Origin of the sequence: Brenneria rubrifaciens, from assembly GCF_005484945.1 — a bacterium.
Taxonomy (GTDB): domain Bacteria; phylum Pseudomonadota; class Gammaproteobacteria; order Enterobacterales; family Enterobacteriaceae; genus Brenneria; species Brenneria rubrifaciens.
Map to the genome: position 1 here is coordinate 1,635,040 of NZ_CP034035.1, position 17,154 is coordinate 1,652,193.

Annotated in this window: 15 protein-coding genes; 14 read left to right on the forward strand and 1 reads right to left on the reverse strand. The window is 57.9% G+C overall.

Translation table 11 applies throughout. The features are described 5' to 3' along the window. The first annotated feature begins 356 nt into the window (after nucleotides 1-356). The 14 genes from ygjG (at nucleotide 357) to EH207_RS07730 (ending at nucleotide 16,202) form a co-directional block, all read left to right on the forward strand. Entirely contained in the window at nucleotides 357-1,763 is a 1,407-nt protein-coding gene (gene ygjG / locus EH207_RS07665; RefSeq protein WP_137713445.1) for a putrescine aminotransferase, read from the forward strand. A 345-nt stretch (nucleotides 1,764-2,108) separates the two neighbouring features. Further along, nucleotides 2,109-3,329 (forward strand): Zn-dependent hydrolase, encoded by a 1,221-nt coding sequence (locus EH207_RS07670; RefSeq protein ID WP_137713446.1) that lies wholly within the window; start codon nucleotides 2,109-2,111, stop codon nucleotides 3,327-3,329. A gap of 348 nt (nucleotides 3,330-3,677) precedes the next feature. Then, nucleotides 3,678-4,652: a TRAP transporter substrate-binding protein gene (locus tag EH207_RS07675; protein ID WP_137713447.1), complete on the forward strand. Its 975-nt coding sequence runs from the start codon at nucleotides 3,678-3,680 to the stop codon at nucleotides 4,650-4,652. A 13-nt stretch (nucleotides 4,653-4,665) separates the two neighbouring features. Further along, on the forward strand, nucleotides 4,666-5,127 hold the full coding sequence (locus tag EH207_RS07680; protein ID WP_137713448.1) for a TRAP transporter small permease: 462 nt from the start codon (nucleotides 4,666-4,668) through the stop codon (nucleotides 5,125-5,127). Then, nucleotides 5,120-6,403, forward strand: a complete 1,284-nt coding sequence (locus tag EH207_RS07685) for a TRAP transporter large permease (protein ID WP_137713449.1) — start codon at nucleotides 5,120-5,122, stop codon at nucleotides 6,401-6,403. Before EH207_RS07680 ends, EH207_RS07685 begins: the two co-directional genes overlap by 8 nt. A 3-nt stretch (nucleotides 6,404-6,406) precedes the next feature. Continuing rightward, nucleotides 6,407-7,141 (forward strand): aldolase/citrate lyase family protein, encoded by a 735-nt coding sequence (locus tag EH207_RS07690; protein ID WP_137713450.1) that lies wholly within the window; start codon nucleotides 6,407-6,409, stop codon nucleotides 7,139-7,141. Continuing rightward, nucleotides 7,141-8,850, forward strand: a complete 1,710-nt coding sequence (locus EH207_RS07695; protein ID WP_137713451.1) for a thiamine pyrophosphate-binding protein — start codon at nucleotides 7,141-7,143, stop codon at nucleotides 8,848-8,850. Before EH207_RS07690 ends, EH207_RS07695 begins: the two co-directional genes overlap by 1 nt. Next, nucleotides 8,847-10,334: an aldehyde dehydrogenase gene (locus tag EH207_RS07700; RefSeq protein ID WP_137713452.1), complete on the forward strand. Its 1,488-nt coding sequence runs from the start codon at nucleotides 8,847-8,849 to the stop codon at nucleotides 10,332-10,334. Before EH207_RS07695 ends, EH207_RS07700 begins: the two co-directional genes overlap by 4 nt. A 26-nt stretch (nucleotides 10,335-10,360) precedes the next feature. Beyond that, on the forward strand, nucleotides 10,361-10,993 hold the full coding sequence (locus tag EH207_RS07705) for an RraA family protein (protein ID WP_137713453.1): 633 nt from the start codon (nucleotides 10,361-10,363) through the stop codon (nucleotides 10,991-10,993). A gap of 28 nt (nucleotides 10,994-11,021) precedes the next feature. Continuing rightward, entirely contained in the window at nucleotides 11,022-12,545 is a 1,524-nt protein-coding gene (locus tag EH207_RS07710; RefSeq protein ID WP_137713454.1) for an ABC transporter substrate-binding protein, read from the forward strand. A 60-nt stretch (nucleotides 12,546-12,605) separates the two neighbouring features. Further along, nucleotides 12,606-13,523, forward strand: a complete 918-nt coding sequence (locus EH207_RS07715) for an ABC transporter permease (RefSeq protein WP_137713455.1) — start codon at nucleotides 12,606-12,608, stop codon at nucleotides 13,521-13,523. Then, entirely contained in the window at nucleotides 13,523-14,416 is an 894-nt protein-coding gene (locus EH207_RS07720) for an ABC transporter permease (protein ID WP_246048951.1), read from the forward strand. The genes EH207_RS07715 and EH207_RS07720 overlap by 1 nt, the downstream gene beginning before the upstream one ends. Next, nucleotides 14,413-15,393: an ABC transporter ATP-binding protein gene (locus EH207_RS07725; protein WP_137713456.1), complete on the forward strand. Its 981-nt coding sequence runs from the start codon at nucleotides 14,413-14,415 to the stop codon at nucleotides 15,391-15,393. The genes EH207_RS07720 and EH207_RS07725 overlap by 4 nt, the downstream gene beginning before the upstream one ends. Beyond that, entirely contained in the window at nucleotides 15,393-16,202 is an 810-nt protein-coding gene (locus EH207_RS07730; RefSeq protein WP_137713457.1) for an ATP-binding cassette domain-containing protein, read from the forward strand. Before EH207_RS07725 ends, EH207_RS07730 begins: the two co-directional genes overlap by 1 nt. Nucleotides 16,203-16,210: 8 nt before the next feature. On the opposite strand, the gene EH207_RS07735 is transcribed toward EH207_RS07730, so the two are convergent. Then, nucleotides 16,211-17,134: a LysR family transcriptional regulator gene (locus EH207_RS07735; protein WP_137713458.1), complete on the reverse strand. Its 924-nt coding sequence runs from the start codon at nucleotides 17,132-17,134 to the stop codon at nucleotides 16,211-16,213. Nucleotides 17,135-17,154: the final 20 nt, after the last annotated feature.

Here is a 17,154-nt window from a genome sequence, read left to right on the forward strand (position 1 = left end):
ATAGGCGCTGGCGTCATTAGCTTCACCCCCGATCCTTCCTGCTAAATTGCTTCTCTCTCCCTGGGTTTTCTTCTAAGCTGCGCCGTTCTTGGGTGGGGCGGAATGCCCCATTACGCGGCGTATTCCCCTTTATGGTGCGTGTTAGGTCAGGCGTTATTTCTCGTTTATTTTTGTGGCGCGAAATTCTTTATTTCTACCTATCTAATATACTAATAAAACGAATTAAAAATTATTTTATGATTTTTTATTGGAAGTTATAAATTTATATACCAAAGTGAAAACTTGCGCTCAAGTTGGCGCGTTATGTGCATTAATGAGATTGATATCGTGTGATATCATTTTCATAGGAGCATATTTTGTCTCGATTACATGCAAAACTTAACCCGCTAGAGTGTTCTCGGCAGGCATTGGAATGGATTAACAAAGACACATTAACGCACGATGAAATGGTTTCACTAAACCGGGAAGTGCTGAACAATTTCCGGGAATACGTCAATCCGGGTTTTCTGGAATACAGAAAGTCCGTCACTTCAGGGGGCGATTTCGGTGCGGTTGAATGGCGCGCCAGTGGTCCCAACACGTTGGTCGATACTCAGGGAAATGAATATCTTGATTGTCTGGGCGGTTTCGGTATTTTCAGCGTCGGTCATCGTAACCCCACGGTGGTTTCTGCGGTGGAGAAACAGCTTCGTAAACAGCCTTTGCACAGTCAGGAACTGCTTGACCCCATGCGGGCGATGCTGGCCAAAACACTGGCGGCGCTGACGCCGGGGGATCTGAAATACAGCTTCTTCAGCAACAGCGGCACCGAGTCCGTTGAAGCCGCGTTGAAACTGGCGAAGGCGTACCAGTCACCGCGTGGTAAATATACCTTTATCGCCACTACGGGGGCGTTCCACGGTAAATCGCTGGGGGCGTTGTCCGCGACGGCCAAATCCGCGTTTCGTAAACCCTTTATGCCACTGCTTCCCGGTTTTCACCATGTTGCTTTCGGCGATATCGACGCCATGAGAAAGCAGGTTCATCAATGCCGGAAGACGGGGGACGATGTCGCCGCGATTATCCTTGAACCGATTCAAGGAGAGGGGGGGGTGATTATCCCGCCGGAAAATTATTTGCCTGCGGTCAGAGCCTTGTGCGATGAAGTGGGGGCATTGCTGATTCTGGATGAGGTGCAAACCGGTATGGGACGCACGGGCAAAATGTTCGCCTGTGAGCATTATGGGATACAGCCTGACATTCTGTGTCTGGCTAAAGCGCTGGGCGGAGGAGTAATGCCGGTCGGGGCGACGGTGGCCACGGAAGAGGTCTTCTCCGTCCTGTTCGACAATCCTTTCCTGCACACCACGACCTTTGGCGGTAACCCGCTGGCATGTGCCGCGGCATTGGCGACCATCAACGTGTTGCTGAACGAAAAACTGCCTGAGAACGCTGAGCGTCAAGGGCTATTTTTACTCGACGGTTTCCGCCGTCTGGCGGCGGAGTATTCGGATCTGATTGTCGATGTTCGCGGTATGGGGCTGTTGCAGGCGATTGAGTTCAGAGAGAACGAGATCGGTTATGCCTTCTCCAGCGAAATGTTCAACAACCATGTTTTGGTGGCGGGAACATTGAACAACGCCAAGTCGGTGCGGATTGAACCGCCGTTGACCATTACGCATGAGCAGTGCGCGCGAGTTTTGCAGCAGGCGGAAAAAGCATTAAAAAAGCTCAGAAGCGAAGTCTATTCCGAACAGGACGTTGAGGAGTACGAAGCGGGGTAATCTTTCGCTTGCAACGCGGCCTCAGCGGTCGCTGAAAGCCGATCGGCATTGCCGTTCGGCTTTTTTTTGTGCGGACGCTTTCCCGGAAAAAATTACGACGACGACGCGATAGTGCTATTCAAATAAAGACGCAATACGGTAAGCGCTGATTAAAAAACCGGGTTATTTGAATATAAACGGCTGTCGGGAATATTGATGAAATCGGGTTATTAATAATATTAATATCGGCTATTAAAAATAATGGATTGACACCGGCGGTGCCGGAAAGAGATAAAAAGTGAATATTTTTATTATTGAAAAATAATATTGACGAAAAATAACGGGGTTGCGGTTGAGGAGCCGGATATGTTGAAAGTGAAGGGCGAACGTTTGTGGAACAGTCTGATGGAAATGGCGAAAATTGGCGCAACGGCTGCGGGGGGGAATACGCGACTGGCATTGACCGAGGAAGATAAACAAGGGCGGGAATTATTTATTCAATGGTGCCGGGACGCCGGCATGAGTATTTATTTTGACGCTATCGGCAATCTTTTCTCCCGGCGTGAAGGCAACAATCCGCAGGCGGAGCCCATCGTGATGGGCAGCCATCTTGATACGCAGCCGAAGGGCGGTCGTTTTGACGGCATTTACGGCGTCCTGGCGGCGCTGGAAGTGATTCGCACCTTGAACGACAACCACATTATCACCGAACAACCGCTGGAGATTGCCGTCTGGACCAATGAAGAGGGGGCGCGATTCACGCCTGCGATGCTGGGGTCGGCGGTGTTTACCGGGGAATTGGCGCTGGAAACGGCATTAGCGATAACCGACCGCGAGGGGATGAGCATGGGGCAGGCGCTTGATGAAATCGGCCATGCCGGGGTTGCGCCGCTGGCCCGCAGATTTGACGCCTATTATGAAGCGCACATAGAACAAGGGCCGATACTCGAAGAAGAGGGTATTCCCATCGGCGTGGTGACCGGAGGACAGGGGATCTGCTGGCTGAATATTGATGTTGTCGGCGTTTCCGCGCATGCCGGTACAACGCCGATGAAATCGCGGTTTGATCCGCTGTTTGCCGTGGCGGACATGTTGATGTCGCTGGAGTCGTCGCTGCGCGAAGCCTTTCCTGACGGGTTGTTTACCATCGGTCAGGTGGATATTCCCGGTTCCTCGCGAAACACGATCCCCAGCCGGGTGACATTTACCATGGACTTGCGCAACCCTGACGATCGGGTTCTGGCGGCAATGGAAACCCGCGTTCGCCGGCAATTAACCCGCATCGCCTCGGCACGGGGATTAACGCTCAATATTGAGCGACACTGGTTAAGTCCTGCCACGCATTTTGATCGCGACTGTATCGCGACTGTGCGTAGCGCGGTGCAGGCATTGGGCTACGCCTGGCGTGAGATGATCAGCGGCGCCGGACACGATGCGATCAATATCGCGAAACATTGCCCGGCCACCATGATTTTCATTCCCTGCGCCGGGGGCATCAGCCATAACGAGAGTGAAGCCGTATTACCGGATGATGCGACTAAAGGGTGCGACGTTCTGCTTAATGCGGTGTTGCTGCGTGCGGCGTAATTTACGGGTGATTGGTATTAAGTAAAAAAAGAAATTCGTGACCGTGTTTACTCCCCGGAGTAAACATTTTTTTCTCTACCCTAATTAGCTTGGCTAATATCAGAATAAGCTTGTTCTTTCATGGTGCATTTAAATATTTAATTTATCGATCATCAAGATATTTATTGGTGCAATGGATGTGCATTATTGGGGCAATTGTTGAATTAATGCATTGCGCCAGGGAAAATAAGCCTGTTTTTATATAAATGGAAATTATACGCGCTATTAAATTGTTAAAATTGACTAATTTTCTTTGCGGGAAGACTCTGTAAAAGAATTAAAAAATAAATTGATACGGATGGTGGTGATATGAAAACTAATCGTAAAGCAGCCGCGTTAATAGCATCTGCATTATTATTTTCGTGGCATGCCAGTGCCATTGAATTAAAACTGGGGCATGTATTACCTGCCGGCCATAATTGGAATATTGCCGCATCCGGTTTTGCTGATGATGTGCAAAAGCACACTGACGGGCGGGTGAGTATAAAGCTTTTTCCTAACGGACAATTAGGAAATGAGAAAAATTTAGTCGAAGGATTACAAATAGGCAGTCTGCAAGCCGGAATAATCGGCTGTGGTTCGCTTCAGCCGATTGATGCCAAATTCGGCATTGTTGAACTGCCTTATTCATGGCCGAATCGCCAGGCGGCGTATGCGGCCTATGACGGCGAGTTGGGTAATAAACTGGAAGCGCTGGCTGAAAAATACCGTTTAAAAATCGTGTCCTGGTGGGAAAACGGTTATCGCCATGTCACCAATAACCGTACGCCGGTCAATCGTCCTGAAGATTTGGCGGGCCTGAAGATTCGCGTTACGCCGGATAAGATGCGTCTGGATAGTTTTACCGCGCTGGGCGCCAGTCCCGCTCCGCTGGCGTTTGGCGAACTTTATTCGGCGCTGCAACAAAGGGTGTTTGATGCACAGGAAAATCCCCTCTCCATTATCGATTCCTCATCACTGTATGAAGTTCAAAAATACCTTTCCCTCACCGGCCATGTCTGGGCGCCCGCCTGTCTGGTGATGTCCGAGTCCGGTTGGAAACGCATTTCCCCGCAGGATCAGGCCACGGTGCAGACGCTGGCCGATAAATGGCGCGATGAGCAGCGGCGTATGACCCGGCAGGATGACAGCGAGTTAATCGGCAAACTGAAAGAGAAAGGTATGCAGATTAATGAGGTTGATCCCAAACCGTTCGCCGAGCGCGTGCAGGGCGTCTGGGAATCTTATGAACGCGTCTTCGGGCCGGAATTGATTGATGAAGTCAAACGTTACAGCGCGCAGTGAAGCCGGAGGGGTGATGATCAATCGAATCTCAAGCATGTTCATCGTTGTCGCATCCATTGGCGTTGCCTTGCAGGCAATATTGATGGGCTGGGCGATCTGCATGCGTTGGTTCTGGGGCAATACGCCGCAGTGGGCGGAAGAACTGCCTGAAATCGTGCTGGTGTGGGCCACCATGCTGGGCGCCGCGTATTGCAGCCAGCGCCGCAGTCATCTCAATGCGGGGCTGTTGGGGCTGTGGCTGCGTAACCGCAAGCGGCAGCGCGCGATCCAGCAGCTTATGCAGGGGGTGCTGATGGCATTCATGCTGCTGCTGGCGAAAGCCGGGTGGGATTTAACCGTGCTGACGATGGAGCAAAAAACCACGGCGCTGCAATGGCCGGTCGGGGTGGTGTACGGCAGCGTACCGGTGAGTTGCCTTGCCATCGTGCTGATCAATCTGGGCCAACTTATCAAGACAAGGGGGCGTCATGAGTGATGGCGCCTGGGTATTGATTGGCATGTTTACCCTGATGTTGTTGCTGGATATGCCGGTCGCCTTCGGGTTGCTGGTGGCGGCGATGAGCTACCTGCTCATCTTCGACGGCGCGCCGCTGATGGTGGCGGCCCAACAGTATGTGGCGGGCATGCAAAGTTTTACGCTGTTGGCCATCCCGATGTTCGTTCTGGCCGCACAGTTGATGAACCATGCCGGGTTGACGACGCGGATCGTTAAATTGTGCATGGCGAGTGTCGGCGATATTCGCGGCGGCCTGGCGGTGGTTGCGGTGCTGGCGTGCGTGCTGTTCGGTTCGCTGTCCGGGTCGGGTGTTGCCGATGTGGTGGCCGTTGGCGGTATGTTGCTGCCCGCGATGCGTAAAGAAGGCTATGCGCCGGGGTTCAGCAGCGCGTTAATCGGCACGTCAAGCTCCATTGCCACGGTTTTGCCGCCCAGTATTGTGATGATTGTCTACGGCACCACCTCCAATACCTCCATCGGCAAACTGTTTATGGGCGGGGTGATCCCCGGCCTGATGCTGGCCGCCGCCCTAATCGTCGCGGCGCTCTACCTGTCGCGAAAAAATAACTGGGCTGGCGGCCGCCGCTACACCGGCAAGGAAAAAATCCGCGCCTGGTTTGATGCGCTGCCGGCCTTGATGGTGCCAGTGCTGATCATCGGCGGTATCCGTATGGGGGTGTTCACCGCGACGGAGGCGGCGATATCCGCCATTGCTTATGCCTTGATTCTGGGCGTTTTTATTTACCGCTGTATTTCGTGGCGGGAAATCTGGCATTCACTACGGGAAACCGCGGAAATCAGCGCCGCGATTTTAACCATCATCGCGGCGGCGGGGCTGTTTGGCTGGGGATTGAGCTATGAACAGGTTCCCCAGGCGATAGCCACGCTCATCAGCAATTTCACCGAGAGTAAATATACCGTGTTGCTGATGCTGATGACCCTGCTGCTGGTTTTGGGAACCTTTATGGAAACCATCGCCATCATCATTATCATCACGCCTATCGTAATGCCGTTGCTACAGCAATACGGCATCGATCCGATTCACTTCGGCATCCTGCTTACCGTCAATATGGCGATTGGCGCGAATACCCCGCCGCTGGGTATCGATCTGATGGCGGCGTGCCGCGTATCGGGTATCACGGTGACCGAAACGTTTAAACCCTTGTTGGTGATGTTGTTTGCCATGCTGGTGGTATTGCTGCTGCTGGTGTTCATTCCCGACCTGGTGCTGTATCTCCCTTCGCGGATGGAATAACCGATGAACAAACAAGCGAAAAGCTGGTTATTTGTTGCCGGACACCATCGGCAGCGGCTGGCCCAGGCCATAGATGCGCAGCCGGCGGTGCTGGTGGTGGATTTGGAAGAATTTACTCCGCGGCAAGAGAAAGAGGCCGCCTGCCGGATATTTGCGGAGGTCGCGGCGCTGTGCCGCCGCCGTTCCATCGGCTGCGCGATCCGCCTGGATCGTCTGGCGCAGGGCGGAGAAGCGCAGTTGGCGGAGATTGCCGCCGCCGGACCGGATGCGGTTTTCCTGCCGCAGATTGAGGAGGCGCGACAGTTGATTGAACTGGATGTATTGATGACGCGCCACGGCTTAGCCGCTACCGCTATCGTGCCGACCATCGAAAGCCGTCTGGGATTGGCGCAGCTTGAGTCGATTTTGACGGCAACGAACCGGGTTAACGCCGCGCTGTTGGGAAGCGGCGACTTATCCCTGGATATGGGCATCGCCGCCGATCCGCGGCGGATGGCGCAACTTTTACCGTTGCGCCGCCAGTTTATCGATGGCTGTCGGCGTCACGGCGTGGAGGCCATCGACGGCCCCTGGCCGAAAAATATCGGGGAAGACCAATTTCCCGGCGATTGTGAACACTCCCTGCGTGCCGGCTATCGCTCACGTTGCGCCATCACGCCTGAACAGGTGCGGTATTGGCAGTCGCTGAACGTCTGTAACGAACATCGCAACGATCATTTAACACTTTGGAGCAAATAATGCAGACCCCCTCTCAAGCTACCCGCAATGGCGGCCAGATCCTGTTGGAACAACTGCGTGAACAGGGCGCCAGACGGATATTTCTGGTGCCGGGCGAGAGTTTCCTTCCCTGCATTGATGCGTTTAACGAACATACCGACCGCATTCAGCCGGTGGTTTGCCGCCAGGAAAGCGGCGCGTCCTACATGGCCGAAGCCTATGGAAAAATGACCGGCGAACCGGGGATTTGCATGGTGACGCGCGGGCCGGGCGCCACCAATGCCGCTATCGGCGTACATACCGCTTATCAGGATTCAACGCCGATGATTCTGTTCGTGGGGCAGGTGGGCAACGATTTTATCGAACGCGAAGCGTTTCAGGAGATCGACTACCGCCGCATGTTCGGCCAGATGACGAAATGGGTGGCGCAGATCGATCGTACCGAGCGCATTCCTGAATATGTGGCGCGCGCCTGGTCGGTGGCGACCAGCGGTCGTCCGGGGCCGGTGGTTTTGGCGCTGCCGGAAGATGTGCTGTGGGGGGAATCGGATACCGCGATTGTGGCGGCCCGTCCGCGGCTGGCGAGTTATCCCGGCGCGGATCAGATGGCGGAGCTGGCAGTCCGATTGCAACAGGCGCGGCGTCCTTTCCTGCTGGTGGGCGGAAGCGGCTGGACGGCGCAAGCCCAGCAGCAGTTGCAACAATTCGCCCGCCGCTTTGATTTACCGGTCGGGGTGGCCTGGCGTCGTCTGGAGTGCTACGACCAGCGCGACGAGCAGTTTGTCGGCCATGTGGGTTTCTCAATGCATGACGCCCTGCGCCGGCAGTTGCGCGACAGCGATCTGATCATCGCCGTCGGCACGCGTATCGGCGAGGCCACCAGCGAAGGCTATAGTTGGATCGCCTCGCCGACGCCGCGGCAGACGCTGATTCATATCTATCCCGACCCGGAAGAACTGGGACACGTTTACCGGCCCGCGCTGGCGATCAATGCCAGCGTCAACGCCTTTGCCGCCGCGCTGGACGCACTGACATGCGACGATAAACCGGTCTGGCGGGCGTGGCGGGCCCAGTCACGGGACGCTTATCTGGCAACGCTCAATCCGCTGCCGTCGCCGGGAGCGCTAAGCCTTGACCGGGTGGCGAATATCGTCGGCTGGGTGTTGGACGGGCAAGGCTGCATCACCGTCGGCGCGGGTAACTATGCGCTGTACCCGCACCGTTACGTTCCCTTTGCCGGGCTGGGCAGTTCGCTGGCCCCGACGGTCGGATCGATGGGCTACGGGCTACCGGCCGCCATCTCTTACAAACTGGAGCACCCGGACAGCCCGGCGGTCTGTTTTGCCGGCGACGGCTGTTTCCAGATGAATATGCAGGAATTGGGCGTGGCGCTGCAATATCAGCTCGGCGTGGTGGTGCTGGTGTTCAATAACGGCATGTGGGGCACTATCCGCGCCCATCAGGAAAATCACTTTCCCGGACGTGAAGTGGCGCTGCGCTTCAGTAATCCGACGTTTGCCCGTCTGGCTGAAGCTTATGACGGACTGGGGATGGTGGTGGATGACACCCACGCGTTTGAGGCGGCGTTCCGTCAGGCGCTGCGCTTTGCCGAAGAGAAACGGCGGCCGGTGATCATCGAACTGCGTTATGACGGTAACGGCATTGCGCCCGGCGTGCTGCTCAGTGAGATACAACAACAGGCAACGGTGAAACAGGGGGAACAGGCATGAGTGACTATTCGCTGATGTATTGGCGGCAGGCCGCATCGGAACTGACCTATGAAGGGCGCGCCTGGATCGGCGCGGGCTATACCGACGCGGAAAACGGGGCGGTGTTGCCCAGTATCAACCCGGCGACGGGCGGTAAGCTGGCGGACATCGCCGATTGCGGGCAGGCCGATGTGGATCGCGCGGTGCACCATGCGCGTCAGGCATTCAACAGCGGCGCCTGGTCGCGCGCGGCGCCCGCACTGCGCCGCAAGACGCTGGAACGGCTGGCGCAATTGATGGAAGAGAACAGCGAGACGCTGGCCCTGCTGGAGACGCTGGATATGGGTAAGCCGATTGGCGACAGCATGGCGTTCGATATCCCCGAATCCATTCGCTGCCTGCGTTTTTATGCCGGCGCCATTGAAACCGCGACCGATGAAGTGCTGCCTACGCCGGAAGATGTGTTGGCCACGGTGGTGCGGGAGCCGTTAGGGGTCGTGGCGGCGGTGGTGCCCTGGAATTTTCCGCTGATGATCGCCTGCTGGAAGCTGGCGCCTGCGTTGGCGGTAGGCAACAGCGTCATCGTAAAACCGGCGGAACAGTCCAGCCTCAGCGTGTTGAAACTGGCTGAGCTGGCGCAGCAGGCCGGTATCCCCGACGGGGTCTTTCAGGTGGTGACCGGACGCGGCGCGGTGGCGGGACGGGCACTCGGCATGCATAACGAGGTGGACTGTCTGGCCTTTACCGGCTCCACCGCCACCGGCAAACACTTCATGCGTTACGCGGCGGATTCCAATCTGAAGCGTGTCTGGCTGGAGTGCGGCGGCAAATCGCCGCATCTGGTGTTCGCCAACTGCCGGCAACTGGCGCAGGCGGCGGCGGTCGCGGCGGCGGCCATCTTCATCAATCAGGGCGAGGTGTGTATCGCCGGTTCACGGCTGTATGTGGAAGACGCGATTTACGACCAGTTTATGGAACTGCTCTTGCAGGAAGCGCGCAATTATCTGCCCGGCGACCCGCTGGATCCGCAGACGCGGGTCGGGGCGATGGTGGATCATGCGCAGCATCAGCGCGTGGTAGACGGGATCGCCGAGGCCCTGGCCGCGGGAGCAAACTGCCTGACGCCGCAGCCGGCGCAGGCTGGCGGGCTGTTCCTCAATCCCACTATTCTGGCTTGTGACAACAGCAATGTCGCCATGCGCCGCGAAATCTTTGGGCCGGTGCTGGGCGTATGCCGGTTCAGCGGGGAAGAAGAGGCGTTGGCGTTGGCCAACGATACGGATTACGGTCTGGGCGCCGGTCTGTGGACCGACGATCTCAGTCAAGCGCACCGCGTTGCCCGCCGTCTTAACAGCGGCATGGTATGGGTCAACTGTTACGCCGATGGCGCTATCACCATGCCGTTCGGCGGACGCAAACAGTCCGGGTTCGGGCGCGATAAGTCCGTGCATGCGCTGGATAAATACACCGACCCCAAATCAACCTGGGTCCAGCTTGCCCGGTGAACCGATGCTGACAGAGGAGAGCGGTCATGTCTTTAAATGCCGATGTGACAATGTCACTGACCAAGCGGCTGTTACAGGTGGAAACGGCCACGCTCGGCCACCTGCTGGATCAGGGGTTCATGCATCCCCAGCTACAGTGCGTATTGCCTGTCGGTGTGCGCTGTTGCGGCCCGGCGCTGACCGTGTCGCTGCCGGAAGATGATGGCTACAGCCTGCCGCTGGCGCTGGCGGCCGCCTGTGCCGGGGACGTATTGGTGATTGAGCGCGTCAACGACGATCGCCATGCCTGCTGGGGCGCGGTCATGACGGCTGCCGCGCGGCAGGCGGGCATTGTCGCGGTGATCCTGGATGGCTACATCACTGATCTGTCCGCCATTTGCGCCGAAAACTTTCCCATCTGGTGCAAGGGGCGTTCGCCGCTGACCACCAAACGGGGCAAAACCGGCGGTACGGTGAACCAGCCGGTGACTTGCGGCGGCGTCCGCGTCTGCCCCGGCGACATCGTACTGGCGGATGAAAATGGCGTTATCGCACTGCCTGCGGCGCAGATGGCGCGTTATGTAGAGGAGGCGATCCGCATTCAGCAGCAGGAACCGACGATCGTGGAGACATTGCGCCAGGGCGTCAGCCTGGCCGAGATTTACCGCTATCAACACTGATATTTTTAACTTTATGGGGATCGTGAATATGACGCTGAAAAAAACGCTGCTGGCTTCGCTGCTTGGCAGCTCGCTGGCCCTCTCCGCCCTGCACAGCGCCCCTGCGCTGGCCGGGAAAGCGGATGATACGCTGAACGTGGCCTTTTCCGACGAACCGGAACCATTGGATTCATACAAAATCGCCGGACGGCAAGGGTTGATCATTGCCCGTCACATCTATGACGGGCTGTTGTACAAGGATCTGGGCAGCGGCGAAATCAAACCGGCGCTGGCGGAATCCTGGAAATTCACCGATGACAAAACCCTCGAATTTGTGCTGCGCAAAGGGGTGAAATTTCATAACGGCGCGGATTTCACCGCGGATGACGTGATCACCACGCTGAACACCGTGATCAAACCGGAGTACGGCACCCGTTTTCAAATCTCCGTGGACTGGATCGCCAGCGTGGAAAAAGTGGACGACTACCGGGTGCGTATCCACATGGCCAAGCCGTTCGCCGGTGCGGTGGAGATGCTGGCCGATGCGTTGCCGATCTACCCGCATGCCTATTTTGCCGAGAAAGGTTCGGCGGGCATGGCGGCGCAGCCGGTCGGCACCGGGCCGTATAAACTGGTTGAGCAGACGCCGGGCGTGCGCTATGTGCTGGCGCGTTTCGACGGCCACTACGCCGGGAGTCCGAAAGGCAAACCGGCGATTAAACGCATTGTGATCCGCACCATCCCGGAGATGAACACGCAATACGCGGAACTGATGTCCGGCAAGCTGGACTGGATCTGGCGCGTACCGCCCGATCAGGCCAAAAGACTGGCGGGACGGGTAGACATCATTAACGCGCCGATCATGCGTATCGCCTATATCAGCCTGGCCACCGGCAGCGGCGCCGACACGCCCGTGACCCATCCGCTGGTGCGCAAAGCCATGCTGCATGCGATCAACCGCCAACAGATCGCCAAGGTATTTGGCGGGGCGTCCTCGCAGGTGCTGAACTCCGCCTGTAATCCGTTGCAGTTTGGCTGTGAGCAAGATGTAACCGTCTATGGCTACGATCCGCAAAAAGCGAAGGATTTACTGAAAGAGGCGGGCTATCCGCAGGGTTTTGAACTGGAAATGGTGTTTGCCGCGATGCCGCGGCCGGTAGCCGAAGCCGTCGCCTCCGATCTCGCCAAAGTGGGCATCCGCGTCCGATTAAATGAAAATCAGTTCGCGGCGGCGGTGCAGAAGTGGCGGGCCGGGACGTTACCTGCGCTGATGTCTAACTGGGGCAGCTACGGTATCGGCGATGTGGCCTTCATTCTGTCCAACTATTTCGGCGGCGGCGACGACGACATGGTCAAGGATAGCGCGTTGGCGGCATGGCTGAAAGTGGCGGACACCTCGCCGGACAGCGAGGTGCGCAAGCAGAACTACAGTCTGGCGCTAAAAAAGATTGCCGATCAAGCCTATTGGATACCGCTGTATAACTACAATATCAACTACGGCCTGGCTAAGACGTTGAATTTCACCCCTCAACCGGATGAGTTTGCCCGCTGGTGGCTGTCAAGCTGGAAGTAATCTTCATTGCCCGCGCTGGCGGGCATTGGTTCATGTTCACACTGCAATGAGCGTAGCGACATGCTGAGATTCGCACTGAAGAGATTGACGGTGGCCGCGCTGGTTGCGTTGGCGGTATCGGCAATCAGTTTTGCGCTGGCCTATCTTGCCGGCGACCCGGCCATCGCCATTGCCGGGTCGGGAGCCAGCGCCAGGGATGCCGAGCTGGTTCGCCAGCTTTATGGTTTTGATCGCCCGCTGCCGGAACAGTATTTGCGCTGGATTGGCGGCGTACTGCAAGGCAATTTGGGCAACAGTTACTACTTCAATATGCCGGTCGGCCAGATTATCAGTGAACGTATTCCCGTTACGCTGTTGCTTGGCGTCAGCGCGTTCCTGCTGGCGCTGGTCATCGCCATTCCGCTGGGGGTGCTGGGGGCGCTGAAGCCCGGCGGAATTATCGACCGGCTGGCGCTGCTGATTGCGGTGACCGGGCAGGCGATCCCCAGCTTCTGGCTTGGCCTGATCCTGATCGTCATCTTCGGCGTCTGGCTCGGCGTGGTGCCTATTTCCGGCGCCGAGAGCTGGCAGGGCTATCTGCTGCCGGTGGTTGTGCTGAGCTACTACGCGACGCCCGCGCTGATGCGGCTGATGCGCGCCAGCATGATGGACGTGATGCGGGCCGATTACATCCGCACGGCGCGCTCCAAGGGGATCGGCATGTCCGCTGTGGTGATGCGTCACGCCATGCGTAATGCGATTCTGGCGCTGGTTTCCGTCGCGGCGGTACAGCTCGGTATCCTGCTGTCCGGCTCGATTGTCATTGAAAGCGTATTTGCCCTTAACGGGTTGGGGCGTCTGGCCTGGGAATCGCTGCTGCGCAGCGATTTGCCGGTGGTGCAGGGGATCATCCTGATCCTGTCGTTAATCTATGTCGTACTGACCACGCTGGCCGATCTGATCAATGCCTGGCTTGACCCGCGGATTAGGGAGTCCTGATGATGTTACCGTTAGATTCTTCGCCGGTATTGCCGGAAAGCCGGCCCGCGCGCCGCAGTCTGAAGCGTTTTCGCAAGACCGGTATTATTGTCGGCGGCGCTATCCTGCTGCTGATGATTGCCATTGCGCTGTTGGCCCCGTGGCTGGCGCCTTATGATCCGATCGCCCAGGATCTCGACAACCGCTTGGCGCTCCCGTTCTGGCAGGCGGCGGAGAGCGGCAGTCACTGGCTGGGTACCGACCAGCTCGGGCGCGATTATTTGTCGCGCCTGATTTACGGCGCCCGCATCTCGCTGGGCATCGGCATTGGCGTGGTGATGGTCGCCGGGGTTATCGGCACTTCGCTGGGCGTGCTGGCCGGGTATTTCGGCGGGCGTATCGACATGTTAATCAGCTTTCTGATCACCACGCGTCTGTCTCTGCCGATCGTGCTGGTGGCGTTAGCGGCGGTAGCGCTGAAAGGGGCCTCCATCATGACGCTGGTGACCATTCTGGGCCTGCTGGTATGGGATCAGTTCGCCATCGTTACCCGCGCCGGAACCCAGTCGCTGCGTAACGAAGCGTTTGTGCGGTCGGCGCGGGCGGTCGGCGCTTCCCATGTGTTTATCATGCTGCGGGAAATTCTGCCGAACTTGCGCAATACCGTTATTGTGATCGCCACGCTGGAAGTGGCCAACGTGATCCTGCTGGAATCTGCGCTCTCTTTTCTCGGCCTGGGCGTCAGGCCGCCGACGCCTTCATGGGGATTAATGATCGCCGAAGGGCGCGATAACATTCTGTTCGAGTCGTGGCTGATTGCGCTGCCGGGCGGGGCGCTCTGCCTGCTGGTGCTGGCGGTCAACCTGTTCGGCGATGGTCTGCGCGATGTGATCGGCGCGGGGGGAAAACGATGAGTAATGAACCGATACTGACGGTGCGCGATTTGCGGATCGCCATTCCCACCGAACAAGGGACGTTTCACGTCGTGCGCGGGGTGGATTTCGACCTGCGGGCCGGGGAGACGCTGTGTCTGGTGGGGGAGTCCGGCTGCGGCAAATCGATTACCGCGCTGTCGCTGCTTGGGCTGCAAACCCGCGAGGCGAAGATCGCCGCGCGGCAGATGACATTCCAGGGAAAAGCGCTGGATAAGCTGTCGCAGCGGGAGCTGGACGCGCTGCGCGGGCGCGATATTGCGATCATTTTTCAGGACCCGATGACCACGCTCAACCCGACGCTGTCCATTGAAAGGCAGATGATCGAAGGGGTGATGCGCCACGAAAAACTGGGGCGCGGGGAGGCGTGTCAGCGCGCCGTGCAACTGCTGGAGCAGGTGGGCATTCCCCAGCCTGCCGAGCGCATTCGCCAGTACCCGCACCAGTTTTCCGGCGGGCAGCGCCAGCGCATTATTATTGCGATGGCGCTGATGGGAAGACCGTCGCTGCTGATCGCCGACGAACCCACCACCGCGCTGGACGTGACGATCCAGGCGCAGATCCTGGCGCTGATCCGCGAGCTGGCGCAGCAACACAATTTCGCGCTGTTGCTGATCACCCATGATTTTGGCGTGGTGGCGGCGATGGCGGACAAAGTGAGCGTGATGTATGCCGGACGCATTGTCGAATCCGCCTCCGCCGGGGATTTACTGCAACAGCCGATGCATCCCTATACCCGCGGATTGATTGCCAGCATTCCGATTCCGGGTAAAACGCCGCCCGGCTCCGATTTACCGGTGATCGAAGGCCGGGTGCCGGAACTGCTGGGAGAGATGAACGGGTGCGCGTTTCGCTGGCGCTGCGCCTGGCAGCAGCCGGTGTGCCGGCAGGCGTTGCCGGTTCAGCAAGCCGGCGAGGAACATCGCTATGAGTGCGTACGAACCGCGGAGGAGACGTGATGATTCGTGAAACGGAAAACGGACCGCTGTTACAGGTGAACGGCGTCAGCCAGTCGTTCAGCATCGGCGGCGGATTAATGAAGCAAGCCAGACGGGTGCAGGCGCTGGATAACGTATCGCTGACGTTACAGGCAGGGGAGACGCTCGGTCTGGTCGGCGAATCCGGCTGCGGCAAAAGCACGCTGGCCAATATTATGCTGGGGCTGGATCAGCCGGAAAGCGGCGAGGTGCTGTTGGGCGGCATCCCGGTGCGCAACATGGAGCGTCTGGCGCGCGCCAGCCTGTTGCAACCGGTATTTCAGGACCCTTACTCGTCGCTGAACCCGTCCTATACCATTTATGAAACCGTGTTGCAGCCGCTGCGTATTCACTGGCGCGGCGGCGAGTGGCAGCGCGAGGTGCTGGAGATGCTGGATCGCGTCGGCTTTCCCCGGCGGCTGGCCCATGCCTATCCCGGCGAGCTGTCCGGCGGGCAGCGGCAGCGGGTGGCGATTGCCAGGGCGTTGATACTTAACCCGGCGGCGCTGATCTGTGACGAACCGACCAGCGCGCTGGATGTCTCGGTGCAGGCGCAAATCATCAATCTGCTGCTGTCTTTAAAGCGGGAGTTTAATCTGGCGATGGTGTTTATCAGCCATAATCTGGCGGTGGTGGAGCATTTGTCGGATCGGGTATGCGTCATGTATCAGGGGAAGGTGGTGGAGCAGGGCGAATGTGCGGCGACGTTCGCCAACCCGCGCCATGACTATACCCGCAAGCTGCTGGCGGCGACGCTGCTGCCGAAAAGCGATACCCGCTTGATGATCTAGCGCATTGGTTAATAGCCCGCCAGATGCAGCGCTTCCCGTAAACGGTGGTAGAACGCTTCTTCGGCCTGATTATGTTTCGGCTCCTGATTCCACATCAGGTGCAGGGTGATGCGTGCGATGCCGTCGTCGGGAGGCAACTTCCACAGATGTCCCGCCTCCACTTCCGAATTCACCACGTGTTCGGGCAGTGCGCCAATACCCAGCCCGGAACGCACCATCCGTCTGACTTCGTCAAGGCTGGCGCTGGTGCCGATAATCCGTCCTTCCAGCGCCTGTTGCGCCCGGAACAGGGCCAGCGGCGCCAGCACGCCGTCCAGTTGCTCGCTGGCGAAAGAGACAAAATCTTCATCGTGCAGATCGTGAACATTCAGATGCCGCCGACCGAAAAACGGATGCTGTTTTCCGCAGTAGAGAAAGTAGCGTTGATGGAGCAACGGCGTATCTGAAAGTCCCTGCACGCTTTTGTGTTTCAGGCAGATACCGAGTCCGGCCTGGTAGTGCAGCAGGGCGTGCTGTACATCGGCGCTTGAACCGGTGGTCATTTCGAAATTGACGCGCGGGTGGCTTTGATGGAACTCGCACATCACGTTATCCAGAACGTCGCTGTTGACCCCGGAAACCAGCGCCAGACGCACCACGCCGCTGAGATCATGCGGCGTGTTTTGTACCGCCACCGATAGCCGGGCGATGCTGCCGTAAATCGCCAGCGCTTCGTGATACACCAGTTCGCCGGCCGAGGTCAGATCGAAGGTGTTACCGTTACGCGCGATCAGGTTTTGTCCGAGCCGCTCTTCCAGTCGTTTCAACGCCAGACTAACGGCTGGCTGTGTCAGATGCAGCCGGGTTGCCGCACGGCTGATGCTCCCTTCCTGCACAATAGCCAGAAATGTGCGCAGCAGGTTCCAGTCAAGCCGGTCGTGAATATGGGACATGCGATGCTTCCTCTGAAGCG

Bases quoted from the DNA above. Each gene is read 5' to 3' on its own strand.
- EH207_RS07670 (WP_137713446.1), top strand. From the start codon at position 2,109: ATGTTGAAAGTGAAGGGCGAACGTTTGTGGAACAGTCTGATGGAAATG.
- EH207_RS07675 (WP_137713447.1), top strand. From the start codon at position 3,678: ATGAAAACTAATCGTAAAGCAGCCGCGTTAATAGCATCTGCATTATTA.
- EH207_RS07680 (WP_137713448.1), top strand. From the start codon at position 4,666: ATGATCAATCGAATCTCAAGCATGTTCATCGTTGTCGCATCCATTGGC.
- EH207_RS07685 (WP_137713449.1), top strand. From the start codon at position 5,120: ATGAGTGATGGCGCCTGGGTATTGATTGGCATGTTTACCCTGATGTTG.
- EH207_RS07690 (WP_137713450.1), top strand. From the start codon at position 6,407: ATGAACAAACAAGCGAAAAGCTGGTTATTTGTTGCCGGACACCATCGG.
- EH207_RS07695 (WP_137713451.1), top strand. From the start codon at position 7,141: ATGCAGACCCCCTCTCAAGCTACCCGCAATGGCGGCCAGATCCTGTTG.
- EH207_RS07700 (WP_137713452.1), top strand. From the start codon at position 8,847: ATGAGTGACTATTCGCTGATGTATTGGCGGCAGGCCGCATCGGAACTG.
- EH207_RS07705 (WP_137713453.1), top strand. From the start codon at position 10,361: ATGTCTTTAAATGCCGATGTGACAATGTCACTGACCAAGCGGCTGTTA.
- EH207_RS07710 (WP_137713454.1), top strand. From the start codon at position 11,022: ATGACGCTGAAAAAAACGCTGCTGGCTTCGCTGCTTGGCAGCTCGCTG.
- EH207_RS07715 (WP_137713455.1), top strand. From the start codon at position 12,606: ATGCTGAGATTCGCACTGAAGAGATTGACGGTGGCCGCGCTGGTTGCG.
- EH207_RS07720 (WP_246048951.1), top strand. From the start codon at position 13,523: ATGATGTTACCGTTAGATTCTTCGCCGGTATTGCCGGAAAGCCGGCCC.
- EH207_RS07725 (WP_137713456.1), top strand. From the start codon at position 14,413: ATGAGTAATGAACCGATACTGACGGTGCGCGATTTGCGGATCGCCATT.
- EH207_RS07730 (WP_137713457.1), top strand. From the start codon at position 15,393: ATGATTCGTGAAACGGAAAACGGACCGCTGTTACAGGTGAACGGCGTC.
- EH207_RS07735 (WP_137713458.1), bottom strand. From the start codon at position 17,134: ATGTCCCATATTCACGACCGGCTTGACTGGAACCTGCTGCGCACATTT.